Genomic DNA, 15,891 nt, shown 5'->3' on the forward strand with positions numbered 1-15,891 from the left:
CTGATTATTGATAACTCCCCGTTAGTCATACATGCAGCGCAAGCGCCGCACCACAGATGATGAAAATAGGACTGCAAATCTGTCTATACTGCTACCATGGCTGGCGAAGAAGGTCGATAAGCTATGGTGCCTTAGAGCTCATCCGTTAGTCTGACTCCAACGACCACGGTGCATCACAGATTGTCGCTCCCTTTCGGGAAGCACTCATGGGAGATTAATCCTACTCTGGTTTTTGCACCAGCCTTGCCTTTATTGATTGTGGAATGTTGTCTTTCGCTCTGTCTAACTTTATAAAAGAAAACATAGGGCTCAGCCTTTTTTTCAAAAGTGTTATTCTGGGTCTGCTTTAGTATGCTCTTTTTCAGGTTTTGAGCTGATTTTATTTTCATGGGAGATCCGGTCTACGACTTCGCCTGTACACGCGCCAATCGAATATGCCCAATTTTTAATACGCTCATCATCCCATTCCGTATGATGGAACTTGTCCGGCAGATGCTCATCACACGTGGACCATTTATACTTCACATAGTCAGGAAGCCTTTTGTGAGCGTACAGTCGTTCACTATTATAGTGGATTTCAACAAGCGAGTCCGTAATCTTAAGATCTACCTTTGCACTTTTGAAACGGTGCATCGTTAAAGTCTTTCAGCTTACAGGCTACAGCAATCTGTACCTCTTCCAGAGAGTAATATACTTAATTTTCTAAGCTTAGCGATGATGGCAGTAGCTATTTTCCCTACGGTGCTTTCTACTGATGCTTTCTGTTTGGGTTTTCTTACGCCGGATGGCTGATAACGCCTGTATTCAGGTTATCGCAAGTCACCCTAACCGTTGAGCCGCCAAAGAACTCGAACATATTTATATTGCATTTCAGCCACGTATTTTGCTTCATATCAAGACACGGCTCAACATACGAATACTGACTGTAGGGGAGGGTCACAACAAACAAGTATACCTTGATCATTTCACCTGTAGCACGATCGACAATGGCCATCGTCGAGCCACTCCAGTCCACTTCACAGATCATGCCAGGCTTGTGGCGCAAATGATTGGTTAGACTATTCGCTGTTACATGCTCAGAATAGCCTTCACAAAACTTTGTGCACCCCATAGATAAAACATTTGAGGTATGGCATAAATCCTTGTATTCATGCCATAAGAGCTTTAAATTAACATCTGTCTTCTTCAGTTCTGTATGGATGTAGCTGTAGTCTGGTAGCTTATAGAGCGTCTCAGAACCATACTTGTCGGGATAGAACATCCGATAGACTTCTTCGTCTGACTTGTCTTTGACATCATTGTAAGTGATGTCAAGTTCGCTCGCCCTCCTACAAACATCACCCACAGAATGTTGCGACATCTTTCGCGAACGACAGATTTCCCTTTGCGATAATTTTGCTGCACGAAGCTCCAATATAAGCTTCACCTTGATTTTCTTTGCCATGATTTGTACCCCTCTCATAGATAGTTGTGAGAGATTCTCTCGAAACTAAATCTATAAGAAGTGATGCTATTACGCGGATTGGTGATGCTATTGTGCGAATTCCGACACAAAGTTGTAGCGATGCTGTTTGGCGAAATGGTGTTGTCTTAACAGCGAAATAATCACTTATTGAAGTTTCAAAAGAATTAAACGTGGAGCAGCTATTTAACGCTCCTTCCTACGTATATCAAATGAATAATTTATTGATGATTTATATATCCTTATCTCCTCCTGATGAGAACATTAATAAACATATATTGTAACTTAAATAAAAAGTTAAACAAACAAGTCCTCATTTTTAATGATAAGGACTCGCTTGTGTTTAAAATATATATACGTCTCTCTCTGTGAGGTAATTAGCTTGACATTAAGCTAGATAGAGCGATCGATGATTAACCGCTTATCCTTTATTCACTTCCTATCTTAACTTCTTGAATTTTCAGTTCATCATTATATATTAATTTTACTGTTACAACATATTCAGCAGGAGATATACTCCCTGCCAATGTAGCTATAAGCTTATGATTTATTACCTCGTATTCGATTATAGCCCCAAATCCAATGTCTTCATTCCATTGTTCCACAATTGATTCATCATAACTTTTTTCGAAGCTCTCCTTACCAATGCTTAGTGCTACTTTAACTTTTCTATCTACATGAACAATGTTTGATTTTTCATTATTCTTAATAAATTTTTCAGCATCTTCAATTGCAAATTCACTCAAATTATCTTTGTTAAGGATATGAATTTCTTGTTGATGTAGTCCTGATCCATATGATTTTGTAAGTATGATTATTATTTCATCCTTCTGATCATTATTTATATCATCTATTATCAATTGAGGGTAATAGGTTTTGTTTGTTACATTAGACCAAGAAAATTTTTTTCGTTTTTATCATTTTTCACTATAACTTCTGTATATAAGTCATTCGAAACTTTGTCACCAAACACACTAATTCCATCGAGACTAACTAACTCTAACTTAGAAGAATCTGAAACGCTTACAGGCGCTTGTTTTTCCTCACTTTTCATAGTTCCACATCCTGAAATGATTAAAATAAAAATTATAATTAAAATAATTTTTCTCATCACAAAATCTCCCATTCTATATTTTTCCATATATAGTTTGACTTTACTTTATAGGTATTAGATGCGATTGGACTTACGTAGAAATTTAATATGATTGAACAAACTCAAATACCATATGACGTTGCGTTGCGCAATATATTTAATGAGTTCTCCTGTGCTATGCTAAAATTAACAATTTTTTCTATTAATTTGGAGGTGTTAATTTGAAGTTCAAAATTACTCTTTTATTATGTGTATTACTTCTAACCGCATGTACGAACACCAATGCTCCATCTACTTCACCTACGCCAACTCCTACTGAATCCTCGTCTCCTCTTCCAACTGTATCTGAAGAGCCTGTTAATGAAGTTGAGGAGCAAGAACCTGAGGAGAATATTCATTTATTCAGTCCCATTCCTGTATACAATGAATCAGAAGTTATCACAATAGAATTGGATAATCAACAACTGAATACAACGTTTTCTAAAGAGCGCGTCAGGCCATTTGGTTTTTATCTCCCTGATAGCATGGAAGTAATCCAATTTGAAGATGGTACGGAGTGGTCAATTATCGGTGAGTTTGGTACGATGAGCATTGATTTATACAATAATGATGTTGAAGAGTTCACTTTACAGAACGAAGACCTTATTCCTTATTATGAGTATGTAGCTTCTGAAACAAGTTACGATCATATGCGAGATTATTTTATATTTGAACAAGATGAAAAGCAGTATCAAATTCGAGTTTCTTATTTCGAAAAAGAGAAGGAAAAATTTCTTCCTCTACTATTAAAAGTTATTGAAACGATAAGATACACAGGGGAAAGTTAAATGAATAATGAAGCACTCTTGAATATACATTGTTATTTGAACATTATCTAATATTATAATGCTGTTGAACGTGCGTTAAGAAGTAGTAGATATAATAGGTATATATTGAATATGTTTCAGAACTTCTAAAAACATGGGCAGAGCTATCTCTCTCTCATTTTCAAAGTAATTTAGTTCGACACAATATTTTTTTTGTTCCTTCTCAAATACAAAAACGTCCTTAATCACTGTTTCGATTTGGTACGATCCAAAATACTCATTGTACTTTTTCAGTTCTTTATTCTCTGTATCTATTTTTTTAAGATAAAAGTCATCAAACTCAAGTATAGATATATAGTTTCTTCTCTGGTCATATCCCCATCTATTTCCATCTTCAAATTCATAGGTTTCCATCTTAGTAGGGATATACAATCCAAATGGAAATAGGGGGACTTTAGAAAATTGAGCTGACGATTGTTGATCTCCCCATTGAAGGTTAATTTCTGTTGTCCCATCGTATTCTTTAATATCGAAAAGATTCTTTGTCCCCGTCTCATCAATAGAAATATCATCATCCTCTTGGTTGTACTGATTTGTGACCTGATTCATTGGAGTATTATTTTCTTCTGTTATCTCACCTTTATTGTCCTTCTGACAAACTGATAATAGACATACTGCTAATAATACTAAAATCAAAATTTGCTTTTTCATCATGCCCCTCCTTATTATAAAAAATCTCTTATACAATTAGACGCAAAGTAATTAGATATGTTACAAATATATGTTAATTATTGAGACCATTTAACTTTATTCATGTCAGTTAATAAATGGGGTTTTCTATACTATGTAAGCAGATCAATCGGAGTTTATTTATCCATGAGTACATATAACTCAGCACAGCGGCTAACCATACATGTTCTTGTCCTCCGACATTTATAAGGATGTACGGACATTATACAAATTGTATTTATGAGTAGAAACATAACTATGTCTCTATCGCCTATTTTCTGTTTAACACAATCAGTATTGGAACAAAAAAAGATATGCATAAAGCACATCTTTTTTAATATTCCTATCTCAGTTCATGAACACTGTGTTATACGAGCCATTCCGCAAAAACCTTTGACCTTCAAAATGCCCATAAACCCATATGTATCAAGGGGTTCAAGCGATTTTTGAGGAAATCGAATATCCTTCAAATAACAGGTGCTGCCCAGCCTTCTTTACGAAGCTCTCGCTTTACGTACACTGAAATGTAATCTGCACATCTACAAGGCCTTTGCTCAACTTTTATATGAAGAAGACTGGATTACCGAACCCTTCGGAGCAGTCATCAAGCTGTTCAAACTACAACCGTCTACTGCCCATACGTTTACCAATCAGCATCTTTACCAACTACTTGAACAGCCTGATCGTATAACGTTTACTGGACTACGAAACTACGTTATGATGCTGACTCTTCTAGATACCGGCATTCGATTAAAAGAACTGACAAATCTGCACATCACAGATGTTTTACTGTATGAAGGTTCCCTGCGGATCAATCATGGGAAAGGAAGATTCCCTTAGTTCTCAGGGACTAATCATTTTTCACTAGAAATAATGATTTACTGTGTTATTTGGTAAATAGCACAAAAAAGATCGAAAAGTTCAACACACGTGAACAGGCTCGTAATAGTATTTTGATCGCAATATTTGTTTCTGAAATGGAAAAAGGATCCACTCTTTCTTCGAGTGCCCCATTCACAATTAATAAAGCGAAATTTTTTACCCTAAAGAAATAGATTTTTCTTGGATTTTCGCTTCCACTTTATTGACTGAGGTACATCCTTAGTTAACTACTTACTCTGAAAATACAATATCTATGGTTTTGCTTTCAGTAGTGTATTTTGTACTATCCTCGTTGTAAGTAATAATATTAACCGAGATGGACTCTTTACCGCTTTTCCTTAGATCCCGTATGTCTTGGTCATTTTCAACTTGAAATATTTGCTGAAGATTATTATTAAAAGTATTCAATAAATAAAGAGTTCTATTAGAAGAAACCGTTCCAACTGTATTTCCTGTTAGTATCACCAAGTTGTCGTTATTAACCCAAATAATTTGTTTTACGGAATTGTCCTTCTCTACAAGATCTAAAGGAAATATTTTTTTCCGTTCTTTTATCATCACATCGTATAACCACACTTCTCCAGCCATCTCAAAATCAAAGGGAGAAATAAATGCTAATTTTGTTTTTTCAGCATTTATTTCTGGCTTTGATGGATAATCATCAACACCACTCAGTTCTTCCCAAGTTTCCCCTCTCTTAATTTTAATCGATGGTGGTTCATTTTCAGGATATATGACTGTCTCATTAATAATTAATTCTTTCAAAGAGATGCTAGTATTGCTATTATTACAACCAACTAATAGTAAACCAACAAACAAAAAAATACCGAAAACATTACGAGACATCACATTCACCTACCTTATAAAAATAATTATTGGTAATGCGATGGTTAATCGCATTACCAATAAACCTACTATTAATACCAGTATTCTCCATATATATCCCAATAGCGAATTCCAACACCTAGATCATCTGCTAAAGTATTACGATTAGTTGACGACGATAGATAAGTGAGGTCTGAACTGTTAGACATAAATGCGGTTTCTGTAATTACGGCTGGCATGGTAGTCCATTTCAGGACACCTTTCACGGCACTATCGCTCATCGGATAAGGTGCAGTATGCTCGTCAATATCGATTGTAACGAAGTGATGCATCCAATATGCAACATCCTTACTATAAGTAACATCATGATTGTTTGGATATAAAGCGGTTGCACCGTTTGCAGAAGTATTAGTTGAACTGTTGTTATGGACACTTATGAAAAGGTCTGCGTCATTATTATTAGCAAACTGATACCTAGCATTAATCCCGACAACAACATCTGTCGTACGTGTCATAAGAACTGTGTACCCGTTATCTTCGAGGTAATCTCTCAAATGTAAGGCCATGTCTAAATTAATTGCTTTTTCTGTATATTGGGTAGATCCTAATTGACCTACAGCACCTGGATCAGTCCCTCCGTGTCCTGGATCCACTACTATCGTAGTTATTGCTGGGTCGTATGTAGCAAGTGCTTGGAGTTCGCTCTCTGTAAATAATTCAGTTGCGCTGTTATTATCTAAAAACGCTTCTCTATCAACCCTAGACATTGCTGTAAATGTCTCCTTGATATCATTCATTTTATCTTTAAGCTGTTTGGGAATTTCATTACTTACTTTCGCTTCAACTACTTCAGAGAAATACTCAGTTTTGGTAATTGAGTTGAACTTGAAAGAGTCATCTGTCTTACCACCAAATGTGAAAGTAACATCATTAATATTACCAAATTGAAAAATGTTATAAATCAATATATCCATAACAACATCTGTAGCGTAACCCGAATCCTTGATAATAGTGTTGAAATTGCTAGAAAGATCCACAATTGCAGTACCTTTCTTAACATTAACATCATTCACTTGAAGGTTTTCAGGAAGTTCATTAAAGCTATATTGGGGAAGGTTATCTCCTGAAATTAAGGCATTCAAAGCATAAAGATACTAATTTTTTTCATCGGCTGGTATAGTGATCTTAACCGGATCATAGCTCCAGTCCCCATTGATGTAATGAATATTTAATGTATCAACTGGATTGAGTGACTTGGCAGTTACAATGTCTGATTGTGTGGAAATCATCAATAGAATCACACTAGCAGCTATTAGTTTCTTCATATTCGGACGTACCCTCCCAAAATGTTTTGAAAAATGTTTGTAATCTTCTTTTTCCAAATAGATCACCTCTTTCTATTTTTTTACAAACATGTTCTACCACATAATACTAGACCCCACTTCGTAAATAAAGTATTTTATATAATTTTAAACCAATTTTACTATTTTCGACCATTTTAAAGAGAGCTATTTCTCATAGCTTAGTTTTTAAATCCCTCGACAAGTCAGCGACAACAACGCCGACTACTGAAGCAGATTATCCAGCAGATCCGAATCTGTGAGATCCGCAAGCTGAGGTAACTGTTCAAAGTGATATTGCAGTTACATAAACGGACTCAAGCCTTCGCCGTTTAAATGACGCTCTAGATGGTTGCGTTGGCCTTGGCAAAGCAAGGTGTATAGGCAAATAGCAAGTTCTTTCGTCCCCTGACGAACGATTTAATCGCACGTTCGCTCCGCCGAGCAAAAGGAAATTCCGCAATTGAAGCGATCAAAGTTTTTATGGTTGAAAAATGAAAACAACTTGAAGGCTAAGCAGAGGAAGAGCTTCAAAGCCTCACGGACAGTAAACTGAAGACTGTAAGGGCCTACCGCCTTAAAGAGTCCCCACAGGATTCATGGACAACGCCGCATTATTCTGCCATGTTTTTTTGCAAGAATGGATGAATTGGGCAAAACGCTCACAGTTGCAACATAAGATTAGTCTTGCTGAAACGCTCCAAAAGCATGAAAAAGGAATTCTCGTTGGTTTCATAGCAAAATGACAAATGGTCGGCTTGAAGGAATTACAAGCTTCAAAACGACGAGCTCGGGGCTACCGCAAAGTGGAGAATCTCATTGCAATGGTCTATATGACGGCCAACAAGTTACGCATGCCGTCACTTGCTGCCCGCCGGATCCAGACCGTTTAATCCCCTTACCACTTCGAGCAATTGTTTGAAATTTCTTATTTCGAGACTCCTCTAGCAAGCAATTCTATATATTACCCATCCAGAAGAAGAGCCCTTTACTTCAACATATCCACCTATTTTAATTTTTTTTGAAAGCAAGTAATAATACTGGACAGTCAAAAGTTTTCCACACTTAAGAAGCCAGTGAATCCGCATCCGGGTGGGCCGATTTCTGCTTGGAACGAATAATTTGAGTTACGGTTAAATACGGGTTTTGAGCAAACAAACGAAAAAGCGATGAGCGCAGGTAGGCTACGACCGTCGCCTACGAGACGATCGACTTGGACGGTGTACGAAGATAGCGGAGAAATAGTGCAGGCGTACGACCGGAAAAACGCAATGCCAGTAGCTGCACTATGCCTGTCGCGATCACGCTGCACATGACGAAGCCTTCGATGGCTTTGAGGGTCAGCCGAATCCGTTCCCGATCCGATTCGCGGGTCACTTGCTCTAATGGGTCCGTCTCCCCTCTGCGGCGGTAACGGTTCAGCTTTGGCATCGCCGCACTCCAAAAACGATATCCGAATGCGCCGATGGCTTGCTTCATTTCCCTGAACGTGCATTCGATCTTGAATCGGTATCCGTATAGCTCGATGATCTCTGTCGCCGCCAGCGTCAGATCGGTGCTGACGAGAATAGCAAGACGATGGCCGTGCCGAACGAGAACAAAGCGCAGTTCTTGGTAGAGCCCCTGTCCCCACAGCAAATCCAGACATAGGAAGGAAACGGTCTCTTCCTTGCCATATATCGTCACGGCAGCGGTTTGAAACTCGGCCGCACGCGTCTGGAACAGCTCGGCGAGTTTGATCCTCTTGCCTTTCTTCGGCGGACGGCCGCGGCTCGGCTTCTTCGGTTCCGGTCGTTCGTAAGCGACCGCATTCATTTTCGCTTTGGTAACCAGATGCAGACACGCACCGTCGGTTCGATTCCCTTCGGCCAACCGCTCCAGCGCAGGGACGGACAGAAAATACCGATCCAACAGTAGTAGCGCTCCGCCGAAGGTACGAACAGCGGTAAAGGCTTGCCCGATCATTTGCACGACATGGGTATGCCCGTCTCGTGAATACGGTGATATGTGATGCATCTGACTTCTTGAAATACTTCACAAACCTAAATGTTGCCATGCTATCATTTTTAGATGTCTTAAATCACGCCTGTTGATTAACCAAAATATAACAGCACAATATTGAAAAAAAGGCCGCTCTTTCGGTAAAATCAATTCCACCACAGAATTTGATTTGAAAGAGGCGACCTCATGAAAAAGTCTACCACGTTTACAAACCTAGTTCAAACTCTTCTTACTGAAGAAGATGTGAAACAGATCCTAAAAGATATAGATTATAAAGATACTGCGACAAAATTCACAGCTCAGCAGTTGTTGTTATTTTTCACTCATTCTGCTCTTTGTGAATGGGAAAGCTATCGTTCAGCTGTTGGAAAGGCCGTTACTTGTGGCCTTCATCCTATCGATTATTCACCCTTTCAACGAAAGCTAGTGATGTACCTTACGAGTTGTTTAAGCGACTGTTTCATTTACTTCTGTCCAGATGCAATCGAGCGACAAGACGTCATCTTCGTATCCCAAAAGACCTATTATTAGTGGATTCCACAACGATTACAGTGGGCAAAAACCGTCTCCCTTGGGCTCTTTTTCACGGTCAGCGGGCAGGTATTAAACTTCATGTGGCACTTGATGCCACCACCGATCAACCTGTTCAAGTCATTGAAACTATTGGTACCGTTCATGATGGACCTATCGGCGAAAAACTTTCGAACAAGAATTATATTCTTGTCCAAGACCGTGCTTACGGAAAAATCAAACGATTTGATCATTATGCTAAGGAACAACAGTATTTTGTTACTCGGATCAAAGAAAATGTCATGCTCGTAAACCCTCATTCGCTACAATGACAATTCGTTGAAGACTCGAATGTAACGAAAGATATGACTTGTTATTTAGGAACACCGCAATGTCAGTCCGCACTTCGTCATCGTGTGGTGATCTTTAAGGACAACCATGACAATGAGATTCGAGTGTCACCAATCTCATGCATGTATCGGCCGAACAGATCGCTGACATGTACAAGGCACGCTGGGGCATCGAAGTGTTTTTCAGATGGATAAAACAAAACTTAAATGTTCCCGTTCTTTTTGGAACGAAAAAAATGCTGTATTTAATCAATTATTCGCAGCACTCATAACCTACGTACTCTTAAAATGGTTGTACGATCATTCAAAATCCTACGTCATTGCTTGTAAATCAATCCCTCTCATTCGATTTAAGGAACAAATCGAGGATGATCAGTTACAAGTAGAATGGGTATTAGCTGTAGCAAAGGTACTCAAAAAGTACGTTTATTTGTCGAACCTTATAAATCCAGTATCTGGTTAATCAACAGGCGTGATTTTTTATATAGGTATTAGTGTATGACCTTGCTGAAAGCTTAAAAAATGGATTAAAACATGCTGTATGAGTTGTTGAGTCCACTGCTATAGAAAACATCTTATTAGTAGGTACATTAAAGTTATTAGCAAATTTTTGTGGCATTATATGATGTGAATGTATACTAGTTCCTGCTACTGATAACCCATCTAAAACTACAGCTGTTCCTGTCAAAAAAGTAGGATTAGTAGTAAATTCCCATAATGATAGCGTAAAACAACCAATATCAAAAGCTGTATCTACATAGCCATCCATGCCGCTCACGCGGCACCACAGATGATGAAATTGGAAAAAAAAGTCTAACTGCTACCATGGTTGGCGAAGAAGGTCGATAAGCTATGGTGCCTTATAGCCCATCCGTTAGTCTGACTCCAACGACCACGATGCATCACAGATTGTCGCTCCCTTTCGGGAAGCACTCATGGGAGATTAATCCTACTCAGGATTTGAGCTGATTTTATTTTCATGGGAGCTCAATAAACTATTTAGCCTTAATTTTAAAATACATGTTTATTACTATCTTTATTATTAAATAAATTATTATCAAATTCAAAATAAATGAAAGTAGATTGATTGATATTCCTGCATTACCAGTAAAAAAATTATGCCCAAACCACATACTGGTTGTATCATTTTCAGGATGGTCACCTACAAATAGTGTTTCCTTTGCTTCTATTCCTACCTTGGATAATGCTCTAATAAAAATTGCTGGGTCTGGTTTCCTTAGTCCCTCCCATTCGGATATAAGGACTTCATCAAATAAATCGCTAATACCCAATGCTTTAAAATTATCATACTGGAATTGTCCACTCTATTCCATCAATCGAGCACTCAGCAATCTGATACTGATAAACTTTATCTTTCCAAACGTACCCATGATTATCGAGCTCTATAAAACGCTGTACAAAAACCTCTTTATCAACCACTTGTAGTTGTGTATAACGATCGTACTGATCACGAACAAATAAGGCAAGAGAGGTATCTCGGTCCAATAACGTACCGTCTAAATCAAAAAGCACAGCTTGAATTACCAGAATATTCAACCCCTTAATGGTATTAATTTATGTATTTCTCCAGTAGCTAATTTCATTCCTGCTTAATAATAGTAGCCTAAGTGTTTTTTGTTGTTTTTGAAAATCATGGTTAATGAAACAGCACCTAATATAATATATATCACTACAATTACTGGTGTTGGAAGGATACCCATGTTTTCTACAATTGCCATTATAATGAAAGTAATTCCTAATAAGATGTGTGGGAAAATCAGTCCTTTTTGGAATGAGGCTAGCTCATCCTCACTCAAAAAATCTATTATAGATTTTCTAAGAAGAACTTTAACTTTTAAAAAATGAAAGAAACTGCTTAAAAGCATCAAAATACCTAGAAAAATTTGTACATACATTCCCTTACCTCCACACCTTACATATTACTTTTGCTGCTTGTAATCTAATTTAATGCAAGCCTCTTCCCACTCGCGCTCAAATTCTGCAAGCGACTGCTGACGCTGGCCTCTATTATCGTTGATTGCCTTTAACGCCACTTTGCATAATTCATCGTTCAATCGCCATTTTTCAATTGACCTGTCTTTTTCCTCACCAAACAAAGCAAACGCAGTAGCTCCCATTAGATATACATTAGTTATCTCATCTATATCTGCACCAAGAGTAAATTCCTCCGGCGACATAAAGCGTGATGACCCCCACATTCTGCCCATCGTATTTATATAAGGCACCTTGGAATAAAGATCAATATCACAAATGTATGTCTTCTTCGCACCAAAATCATACATAATACTACTGTCATAAAAATCAATTGCAACGTATCCTTGTTTTACAACATGAATGTGAAAGGTCAATATGTCACTAAATACTTCATGCCTTATGCTGTCAGACATTTGCAAAAACTTTTCTCTTGAAAGTGGATACATTTTCCCCATACACTCGCCATTTATCCACTCAAAAATAGAGGCAAATCCTCCACCTACTTCTTCCGCCTTAATAAATCTTATTAAATTAGCGTGCGCCAAATTCAGATAAGTTGGAACGGTGGATTTCAATCTTGCTACCGCATCTTCGGGTTTTCCAGTATATTGTTCTGTTGGTGCACCGGCAAATTTTATAAAATAATTCTGATCACCATTGTTTACACCGAAGCAGATATTACCAGAATCTTGATCATCATAAACCTTGAAAACCTCACCATACTTCTCGATAAATGAGAAATCAAAAGGTGATTTTATTTTATATGGAATTTTATTTATGTACTGAATATAGAAGTCTGCCAAATACCAAGTCGGAATAGGATTTCTCATACCTTCAAACCAAGTTAAAACATCTTTAGCCTGATTTTTCATAACGGTAACTTCAGTCTCACCAAATGGAATTGCCCAAGGTATTGAAGACAGCATATTGCTACTTATATAAAAAGCTAGAAGTTTAAAAAACTGCACAGGCGGCCTACCATTAAAATAACCATTCAGCTGCCCGGTAGCAAAGTGCGGGCTGATTGCAGCGCTCCATACAATTCGGTTGAATTCTTCCCAGGGGTCGCCATTATCATTACGGTTAAAATCTATGATGCTTAGTTCTCCTTCTGGTGAAATAACCATATTACCCACATGATAGTCGCCATGCTGAAAACACTGCGGCCTCCCGTTAAGGTAGTGTCGGTTCGCCTCAATATAGGCGAGAATTTTATCATCATCATCTATTTTTATGATACAATCATTGTATTTTTGGATTTTCCCATCTACTTTTCGATTAAAACGTTTATCCCATTCTTCTTGATCGACTGGTGCAGGAATCTCGTGAATTTTCCTTAGTATTTCCCCTGATTTTACACCGAGTTCATATTGCATAGTTTCAGTCATCTTAGGCAGTACAATCCCTGCATCTTCACCGTCACACCATTTAAACAGCGAATAAACACTTTTTCCGTTATCACAAATACCAAAATCAATAGGCTGCGATATAGGGAGACCGCTTTCTGCTAATCGTTTCATCATTACAAATTCATTTTTCTTATTGTCATATTCTGAAATGTCAGCTATGCGAAGCAACCATTTTTCGTTGGTTAAGGTTTCAATATAATACTTTTTGTCGCTCGACCAGCCTTTGTTTATCGGCTTGATTTTTTCAAACTGAGAGTATCTTCTTATATCCAACACGGATTGTAGCTCCTTATCCTAAACAATCTTATATTCACAAAACAACTTCAAATTCCTTCTGCTTCTTCACGTTCTTAATGCTTCTCTTTTCCTCGACTGTCATTCCTTCCATAGATACCGAAACGTATTTAACTTTGGAAAATTCGTCAGAAGAAAGCTCCAATCCTCCGTATTAATGCCATCTGCATAAAGATAACGTAGTTTTGGAAGTTTTAGCTCATGTATATTCTCTACTGGATTGTCCCTTAAATTAATGTAGTCAAGATGAATCAATTCATTAAGCGGTCTAATGTCTTTAATCTGGTTCGACATAGCATCAATATGAGAATTTGTCGGGAAACGGAGAAGAATGGTAATTGTTTTGACTCCGTTAAATCGAATTCCGGATGATTTTCAATCGTTATATTTCGTAAATTCTTAGCATGGTTCACTCCCTGCAAGCGACTAATTGGTGAATCTTTATAGTTTGGGGAAATACTGCGTAACTTTAATAAATTTTGATCAGTAAGATCATCCTTATAAATATTCAATTCCCTACAAATAATCGTCTCAAGACTCTGGTCTTCGAAGGATATTGGAGTGCCTTTTGGTCCATTAATTTCATAGGACAATTCAGCCATGAATTCTTTTATCAATCGATTCTCTTCTTCGTGATCGTACACAAGTCTTTGTAATTCAAAGAAAAGCGGAGCAATATATTTAGGATGAATCTATTGAATTGATTCGTCTTCGAATATTTGCCCAATAAGCAATAGCCCCTCCCCAAGGAACGGAGATAATAGATCCTTCGCTTTCTTCATAAATACGGTATAACCAATCATAAACTTGGCACAATCACTTTTGTTTCCTTTTCTCCTAGTCACAAATCGTACTGGCTTACACTTCACTAAGTCTCATTTAATACAATCAACTATATTCTACCATATAATGAAAATAGCACTATACAAATAATTAGATAACATTCCCTTCCGATGAGCAAGATTTCTCGTCAATTCAATATAGATTTACGTAGGTGTGCAATGTTCGAAGAAGTCGTATCCCCCAATTCAAATGTTTCATTTATCACCATAAAAACCACAAACAAGCGATCAATTGAGTAAAAGATTCAACTATCTCTCAATGATCGCTTGTATATGACCTCGCTTAGTCTGATTATTAGGGTCTCACTTAAACCCTATGTCATTCCTTCAACAACTATGATGTAGTGACATTTCAATACTTTGTTGAAAGGTCACTCTCAACTAGATAAATTACAAATCAAGCTCTTCCTTTTTCCTATTTTTACAGACATATTAAAATGAAATCAGCTTGGATAACAAATAATAGATTGGAGTCGTTGATTTAACGCGGTTTTTGAATTGAAGAATCATCAGCTTTTGAGAAATTTATTTTTTAGTGCATTTTATAATAAATGCAGCAGGTATTAATGATGCCTTTTGATGTGTATACCACACTGCCGAATCTCTTGATTTTATTTCCTCTGTGATGACAACATCTTCAATCACTTTTTCAATTTGAAATCCAGACTGAATTAGCTCATTTATATATGTACTGAGTTTTAATTGATTCATCATAGCTGGCAAATCCCATGGTTCACACTGTTGAGGACCTTCCTCATGATAAGATTTTTTAATTACAAACTGCTCGCCTTCCTGTTTAATTCGATTATGTAACGGGTGCTCCCAGCTAAAAATAAAGGTCCCACCAGGTTTCAGGTAGCTGAATACTTGCTGTAATGTCATTGGCAAATCAACGGTCCAACCAATGGCGTAGATGGAATAAACGATATCAAAATAATCACTCGGAATACCAGGGTTCTTTTCCATTGGTCCTTGGAAAAGATTCAATTTTGATTTATGAGCCGAAAGCAAATCCCACGCAGTCTCGATTTGAGTATCGGATAAGTCAATTCCCCAAAGCTCTGAGGCTCCACGTGAGGCCATGAAATTTAAAGAGTGGCCACTTCCGCAACCAATTTCTAAGACTATTTTATCCTCTACATCACCAAATAAGTTTAATTCGTTTTCTGTGGGCAAGAATGGGCCGTAAACTGGAAGTGCAGTCCTTCCAAAAAATCGGGGAGCTACTTCATCCCAACTTTTCTTATTCGATAAAATATAGTCTTCCTTTATGGATTCCAACATGTAAATTCATCCTCCCAAGTTTAAATCTTACAACCGTCTTTTATTCGATGTGTTTATTGGATTATCCTG

At 37.5% G+C, this 15,891-nt stretch carries 22 protein-coding genes; 6 read left to right on the forward strand and 16 right to left on the reverse strand.

Annotation, left to right across the window (positions count from 1 at the left end; all coding sequences use genetic code 11):
• Window positions 1-330: 330 nt before the first annotated feature.
• The 4 genes from AC1TPB_RS11770 to AC1TPB_RS11785 form a co-directional block, all read right to left on the reverse strand.
• On the reverse strand, window positions 331-633 hold the full coding sequence (locus tag AC1TPB_RS11770) for a hypothetical protein (protein WP_482076659.1): 303 nt from the start codon (window positions 631-633) through the stop codon (window positions 331-333).
• Between the two features lie 142 nt (window positions 634-775).
• Entirely contained in the window at window positions 776-1,444 is a 669-nt protein-coding gene (locus AC1TPB_RS11775; RefSeq protein WP_482076660.1) for a transposase, read from the reverse strand.
• Between the two features lie 446 nt (window positions 1,445-1,890).
• Window positions 1,891-2,322 carry a hypothetical protein gene (locus tag AC1TPB_RS11780; RefSeq protein ID WP_482076661.1) on the reverse strand — a complete coding sequence of 144 codons (432 nt, stop codon included), beginning with the start codon at window positions 2,320-2,322 and terminating at the stop codon, window positions 1,891-1,893.
• Window positions 2,323-2,345: 23 nt separating this feature from the next.
• Window positions 2,346-2,573: a hypothetical protein gene (locus AC1TPB_RS11785; RefSeq protein WP_482076662.1), complete on the reverse strand. Its 228-nt coding sequence runs from the start codon at window positions 2,571-2,573 to the stop codon at window positions 2,346-2,348.
• Window positions 2,574-2,776: 203 nt separating this feature from the next.
• Here AC1TPB_RS11785 and AC1TPB_RS11790 point away from each other — a divergent pair, with 203 nt between their 5' ends.
• Window positions 2,777-3,382, forward strand: coding sequence for a hypothetical protein (locus AC1TPB_RS11790; RefSeq protein ID WP_482076663.1), 606 nt, complete (start codon window positions 2,777-2,779; stop codon window positions 3,380-3,382).
• 75 nt (window positions 3,383-3,457) lie between these two features.
• Here the strand turns inward: AC1TPB_RS11790 and AC1TPB_RS11795 are convergent, their stop codons facing one another.
• On the reverse strand, window positions 3,458-4,075 hold the full coding sequence (locus tag AC1TPB_RS11795) for a hypothetical protein (RefSeq protein ID WP_482076664.1): 618 nt from the start codon (window positions 4,073-4,075) through the stop codon (window positions 3,458-3,460).
• 492 nt (window positions 4,076-4,567) lie between these two features.
• Here AC1TPB_RS11795 and AC1TPB_RS11800 point away from each other — a divergent pair, with 492 nt between their 5' ends.
• Complete coding sequence (locus tag AC1TPB_RS11800) at window positions 4,568-4,930, forward strand: tyrosine-type recombinase/integrase (RefSeq protein ID WP_482076665.1); 363 nt, start codon at window positions 4,568-4,570, stop codon at window positions 4,928-4,930.
• Between the two features lie 273 nt (window positions 4,931-5,203).
• Here the strand turns inward: AC1TPB_RS11800 and AC1TPB_RS11805 are convergent, their stop codons facing one another.
• The 3 genes from AC1TPB_RS11805 to AC1TPB_RS11815 form a co-directional block, all read right to left on the reverse strand.
• Complete coding sequence (locus tag AC1TPB_RS11805) at window positions 5,204-5,818, reverse strand: DUF4652 domain-containing protein (RefSeq protein WP_482076666.1); 615 nt, start codon at window positions 5,816-5,818, stop codon at window positions 5,204-5,206.
• A 71-nt stretch (window positions 5,819-5,889) separates the two neighbouring features.
• On the reverse strand, window positions 5,890-6,939 hold the full coding sequence (locus AC1TPB_RS11810) for an N-acetylmuramoyl-L-alanine amidase (protein WP_482076667.1): 1,050 nt from the start codon (window positions 6,937-6,939) through the stop codon (window positions 5,890-5,892).
• 12 nt (window positions 6,940-6,951) lie between these two features.
• A complete protein-coding gene (locus AC1TPB_RS11815; RefSeq protein ID WP_482076668.1) occupies window positions 6,952-7,122 on the reverse strand; it encodes a hypothetical protein in 171 nt (56 codons plus the stop codon).
• A gap of 614 nt (window positions 7,123-7,736) precedes the next feature.
• Between AC1TPB_RS11815 and AC1TPB_RS11820 the strand changes: the two genes are divergently transcribed.
• Window positions 7,737-7,883 (forward strand): transposase, encoded by a 147-nt coding sequence (locus tag AC1TPB_RS11820; protein WP_482076669.1) that lies wholly within the window; start codon window positions 7,737-7,739, stop codon window positions 7,881-7,883.
• Complete coding sequence (locus AC1TPB_RS11825) at window positions 7,880-8,059, forward strand: hypothetical protein (protein WP_482076670.1); 180 nt, start codon at window positions 7,880-7,882, stop codon at window positions 8,057-8,059. Before AC1TPB_RS11820 ends, AC1TPB_RS11825 begins: the two co-directional genes overlap by 4 nt.
• A gap of 275 nt (window positions 8,060-8,334) precedes the next feature.
• On the opposite strand, the gene AC1TPB_RS11830 is transcribed toward AC1TPB_RS11825, so the two are convergent.
• Window positions 8,335-9,102 carry a transposase gene (locus tag AC1TPB_RS11830; protein ID WP_482076671.1) on the reverse strand — a complete coding sequence of 256 codons (768 nt, stop codon included), beginning with the start codon at window positions 9,100-9,102 and terminating at the stop codon, window positions 8,335-8,337.
• A gap of 377 nt (window positions 9,103-9,479) precedes the next feature.
• On the opposite strand from AC1TPB_RS11830, the gene AC1TPB_RS11835 reads away from it, so the two are divergent.
• Window positions 9,480-9,980: a transposase gene (locus AC1TPB_RS11835; protein WP_482076672.1), complete on the forward strand. Its 501-nt coding sequence runs from the start codon at window positions 9,480-9,482 to the stop codon at window positions 9,978-9,980.
• A 205-nt stretch (window positions 9,981-10,185) separates the two neighbouring features.
• Window positions 10,186-10,461 carry a hypothetical protein gene (locus AC1TPB_RS11840; protein ID WP_482076901.1) on the forward strand — a complete coding sequence of 92 codons (276 nt, stop codon included), beginning with the start codon at window positions 10,186-10,188 and terminating at the stop codon, window positions 10,459-10,461.
• On the opposite strand, the gene AC1TPB_RS11845 is transcribed toward AC1TPB_RS11840, so the two are convergent.
• From AC1TPB_RS11845 to AC1TPB_RS11875, 7 genes are all read right to left on the reverse strand, one after another.
• Window positions 10,462-10,776, reverse strand: a complete 315-nt coding sequence (locus AC1TPB_RS11845; RefSeq protein ID WP_482076673.1) for a hypothetical protein — start codon at window positions 10,774-10,776, stop codon at window positions 10,462-10,464.
• Window positions 10,777-10,993: 217 nt separating this feature from the next.
• Complete coding sequence (locus AC1TPB_RS11850; protein ID WP_482076674.1) at window positions 10,994-11,290, reverse strand: HAD family hydrolase; 297 nt, start codon at window positions 11,288-11,290, stop codon at window positions 10,994-10,996.
• A 13-nt stretch (window positions 11,291-11,303) separates the two neighbouring features.
• Window positions 11,304-11,555 (reverse strand): hypothetical protein, encoded by a 252-nt coding sequence (locus tag AC1TPB_RS11855; RefSeq protein ID WP_482076675.1) that lies wholly within the window; start codon window positions 11,553-11,555, stop codon window positions 11,304-11,306.
• A 53-nt stretch (window positions 11,556-11,608) separates the two neighbouring features.
• Window positions 11,609-11,914 carry a hypothetical protein gene (locus tag AC1TPB_RS11860; protein WP_482076676.1) on the reverse strand — a complete coding sequence of 102 codons (306 nt, stop codon included), beginning with the start codon at window positions 11,912-11,914 and terminating at the stop codon, window positions 11,609-11,611.
• Between the two features lie 24 nt (window positions 11,915-11,938).
• On the reverse strand, window positions 11,939-13,678 hold the full coding sequence (locus AC1TPB_RS11865) for a phosphotransferase (protein WP_482076677.1): 1,740 nt from the start codon (window positions 13,676-13,678) through the stop codon (window positions 11,939-11,941).
• 269 nt (window positions 13,679-13,947) lie between these two features.
• Window positions 13,948-14,298 (reverse strand): hypothetical protein, encoded by a 351-nt coding sequence (locus AC1TPB_RS11870; protein ID WP_482076678.1) that lies wholly within the window; start codon window positions 14,296-14,298, stop codon window positions 13,948-13,950.
• A 765-nt stretch (window positions 14,299-15,063) separates the two neighbouring features.
• A complete protein-coding gene (locus tag AC1TPB_RS11875) occupies window positions 15,064-15,822 on the reverse strand; it encodes a class I SAM-dependent methyltransferase (protein ID WP_482076679.1) in 759 nt (252 codons plus the stop codon).
• Between the last annotated feature and the right edge of the window lie 69 nt (window positions 15,823-15,891).

It is taken from the genome of Paenibacillus sp. Y951 (assembly GCF_056786395.1).